The organism is Komagataeibacter kakiaceti JCM 25156, assembly GCF_000613305.1.
Genome location: NZ_BAIO01000245.1, coordinates 1 through 3,422 on the forward strand (window position 1 = coordinate 1; position 3,422 = coordinate 3,422).

Consider the following 3,422-nt stretch of genomic DNA (forward strand, 5'->3'; position numbering starts at 1 on the left):
TCCACGGTATGGGTCGCTTCCGCCACCTGCTGGCGCGCCATGCGCACGCTCGCGTACTCGCCGCCGCCCTGGTACAGCGGCATGCTGGCGCTGACCATGGCGTATTTATCATTCTCCAGCGAGCGGCCTTCGTCCTGATTGACGGCGTGCGTATAGGCGGCCTCGGCGCTGATGGTGGGCATGAGGGCGGCAAAGGCCACGCCCACGGCGTCCTTTTTCGCAGCTTCATCAAACAGCGCGCCAATCACCTCCGGGTTGTTCTGCACGGCCTGTGTCATGGCGTCCTGTTCGGCATGCAGGGGCAGAACCAGTGGCTGGGGCGGGACCAGATCGGGCGGCGCGTCACAGCCGATGACCTGCCGGTAGGTGGCGCGATCGGCCTGCAGCGTGCCTTCGGCCAGTTGTCTTGTCGCGCGTGCGTTGGCCAGCGCGCCCTGCGCCTGAGCCACGTCGGTATGGGTAAACTCACCGCCATGCGCCCGCAGTTCCGTGGCATGGAGCTGGGTGGCGTAAAGCTGCTCGTTGTTGATGTCGATGCCCAGTATCTGCTGGTCTTCCACCACGTTGACATACGCGTTGACCACATCGGCCAGCACCTGCTGTTCGGCGGCGATCAGGCGCGCGCGCTCGGCCATGACGGCGTGGCGGGCCTTGTGCGTGGTGGCTGTTGTCCTGCCGCCGGTATAGAGCGGCTGGGTGATGCTGACCCCGCCAGCATAGCCGGGGCTGTCATACTGCCGGGCGTAACCGTTTTCACCCGCCGTCGGGGCCATGCGCATGCCCCGGAATAGTAGGACATGCTGGCGCTGCCGGTAATGGTGGGCCGCCAGCCGCCCAGCGCCTGGGGCACCTGCTCATCCGTGGCGCGCAGGGTGGCGCGTTCCTGCCGCAGGAGCGGATTGGTCAGGTAGGCCAGCGCCAGCGCGCCCTTCAGCGTTGTGGGCATTTCGGCCCCATGGGGGCATCAGGCGCTACCCGCGCCAGCGCCGTACTGCAATACAGGAGCGCCACCCCACCCGCGCCGATCGCCCATCTGCCCGTCATTCATTCCCCCGCCGACCGATACGCCATACGGAAACATATGTTCCGGCGTACCGAATCTAACGGCAGGATATTGCGCGGGCGTTAACCGCGCCGGGATCAGAAAACGAAGGCGGGCGCGGGCTCGAGTTCCGGCAGCAACGGCACCGCCACGTCGAACAGGGGCTGCGCCGCGCTGCCCTGCGGGGTGCCCAGCACCCGGCAGACCGATGTCACGCCCGAATCGCGGCAGATGGGCGCGATGATCCGCCCGCCTTCACGCAGTTGCTCCACCAGCGCCGGGGGAACCTGCCTGACCGCGCCGTCAATAAGGATCAGGTCATACGGGGCGTCGTCTGGCGCGCCCTTGGCCAGTGCGCCTTCGCGCCAGTGAACCTGCGGGGCCCATGTGAAGCACAGCGCCTTGCCGATCTCGGCCAGCCGGGCTTCCGATTCGAGTGCGACGACTGTCAAATCCATATCCATGGTGGCCAGCAGCGCCGCCAGGTAGCCGGTGCCGGCCCCCACCACCAGAACCCGCTCCCCCTGCGAGATTTCGGAAACCTGAAGCATGCGCGCGATCACGCGCGGTTCCGTCAGGTAACGTCCCTCCCCCAATGGCAGGCTGTTATCGGCATAGGCGAAGGCGCGCAGTGAATCGGGAACGGCCAGTTCGCGCGGCAGGGCGCGCATGGCGGCGATCACGGACGGATTACTGACCTGCGAGGGACGGACCTGTGCATCCACCATGCGCTGTCTGGCCGCCACGAAATCGAACGGCGCATAATCGGGGTCTGTCTTATCCATAATACTTCCTTGAAACACTGTGCCTGATGGGGCGTGACTCGACCGCCCGAGGGGACGGGCGATATTTTCCCGGCGTTTTTCCTACTTTATGCGCCGCTTTGACAGGGGAACAATGGGAAACCTGCACACAGCGGCTTGACCTGCCGCACATTTCGGCGGATATAGCCCCTGTGCCGCTGAGGTCTGGTGGCAGAATGGTGATGCAGCGGACTGCAAATCCGCGAATGTGGGTTCGATTCCCGCCCAGACCTCCAGTCCTTTCCCGTAACGGGAAGGGCAGAAAATGGCGCCCTCCCTGAAAACAGGCCATTTCTGTTCCGTCCGTCACCGGCTCGCCTGATAACGGGCATGACGGGTATCGGGGCCGGGCGGTTCCGGCATCCGGGGCATGAAAACATTCCCCTTCAGCTACATGGTCCTTAAAATATTCTGAAGGGCGTCGGCCTTGTCCGCGGCTTCGCACAGCCGCGCGTATGCGGAGTCGGTTTCCTTCATGGTGGAAAGGGTCGCTTCCAGGGCATTGATGATTTCCTGAATCAGCGTGGTGGTTTCATCACCGATTTCCTCACCATGTGCGTCACCGTCATCAAAATAGTTGTTCATCTGAGCGTCCTCACCATTCTGAAGGGAGCATACCAGCCAAAACTGCCACCCGGTATGTCATGCACGCAACGCATGCACTCGCTGGAAGCCCCTGCGGCATGGCCCGCGCGTGCCAGGGAAAGCTGGCACAGGGTATCACAAAGCCCTTCCGGCACGCGCGGGAAACATGCCGTTATGCCGCGCCAGCACCTTCTTCTATAATGACAGGCCTGTCTCCTGCCCCAAGGGTGACATCCCGTTCCGCCCTGTCAGGATCCAAATCATGCCCCACCGCCCTGCCGCCCCGCCGCCGACACGACGCAGGGCAATAATCGCGGGTACGGGCATGATCCTGTCCGCCTTCGCGCCCCGCGCGGGGCGGGGGCAGACGCTGGACATGCGCGCCGTTGACGACAGGCTGCGCCGCGCGGTCAGCACGCATGAAACCGTGGGCGTTGTCTGTGCGATAGGCCAGCATGGCCGCGTCCTGCACCGCGCGGTCTATGGCCAGCGCGCCATAAGCCCCGTGGCGCAACGCATGACGTGGGACACGGTGTTCGACATGGCGTCGCTGACCAAATCCCTTATTACCGCGCCGTGCATCATGCAGTTATGGGAAGCAGGACGGATCGGGCTGGATAACCCCGTAAGCACCTATCTGCCGGAATTCGCCACCGGGGGAAAAGGGAACATTACCATCCGGCACCTGCTGACCCATTATTCCGGCCTGCCCCCCGACCTTGATCTTACGCAGCCGTGGCAGGGCCACGATCAGGCCCGCGGCCTGACCATGAACAGCCGCCCCGATCTGCCCGCGGGACAGAAATTCATCTATAGCGACATCAATTATCTCGCGCTTGGCTTCCTGCTTGAAAAACTGACCGGCCAGCCGCTGGAAGCCTACGCCACCGGGCACATCCTGCGCCCCATGGGGCTGGCTCACTCCTGCTTCCGCCCCGCCGCCAGCCTCCTGCCCCGGATCGCGCCGACACAGATGGATGAGACCGGCCACA

At 64.2% G+C, this 3,422-nt stretch carries 4 protein-coding genes and 1 tRNA gene; 2 read left to right on the top strand and 3 right to left on the bottom strand.

Annotated features, from left to right (window positions below; translation table 11 throughout):
* Both JCM25156_RS23805 and JCM25156_RS11565 read right to left on the bottom strand, forming a co-directional pair.
* The coding region (locus JCM25156_RS23805) for a TolC family protein (RefSeq protein WP_457851822.1) at positions 1-773 on the bottom strand (773 nt) is incomplete at its 3' end.
* A gap of 367 nt (positions 774-1,140) precedes the next feature.
* On the bottom strand, positions 1,141-1,827 hold the full coding sequence (locus JCM25156_RS11565) for a protein-L-isoaspartate O-methyltransferase family protein (protein ID WP_025813206.1): 687 nt from the start codon (positions 1,825-1,827) through the stop codon (positions 1,141-1,143).
* Positions 1,828-2,007: 180 nt separating this feature from the next.
* Here JCM25156_RS11565 and JCM25156_RS11570 point away from each other — a divergent pair.
* A tRNA-Cys gene (locus JCM25156_RS11570) sits at positions 2,008-2,081 on the top strand.
* A gap of 154 nt (positions 2,082-2,235) precedes the next feature.
* Here JCM25156_RS11570 and JCM25156_RS11575 read toward each other — a convergent pair.
* A complete protein-coding gene (locus JCM25156_RS11575; RefSeq protein WP_025813207.1) occupies positions 2,236-2,430 on the bottom strand; it encodes a hypothetical protein in 195 nt (64 codons plus the stop codon).
* 262 nt (positions 2,431-2,692) lie between these two features.
* On the opposite strand from JCM25156_RS11575, the gene JCM25156_RS11580 reads away from it, so the two are divergent.
* Positions 2,693-3,422, top strand: a 730-nt coding sequence (locus tag JCM25156_RS11580; RefSeq protein ID WP_025813208.1) for a serine hydrolase domain-containing protein, incomplete at its 3' end; no start/stop codon positions are given.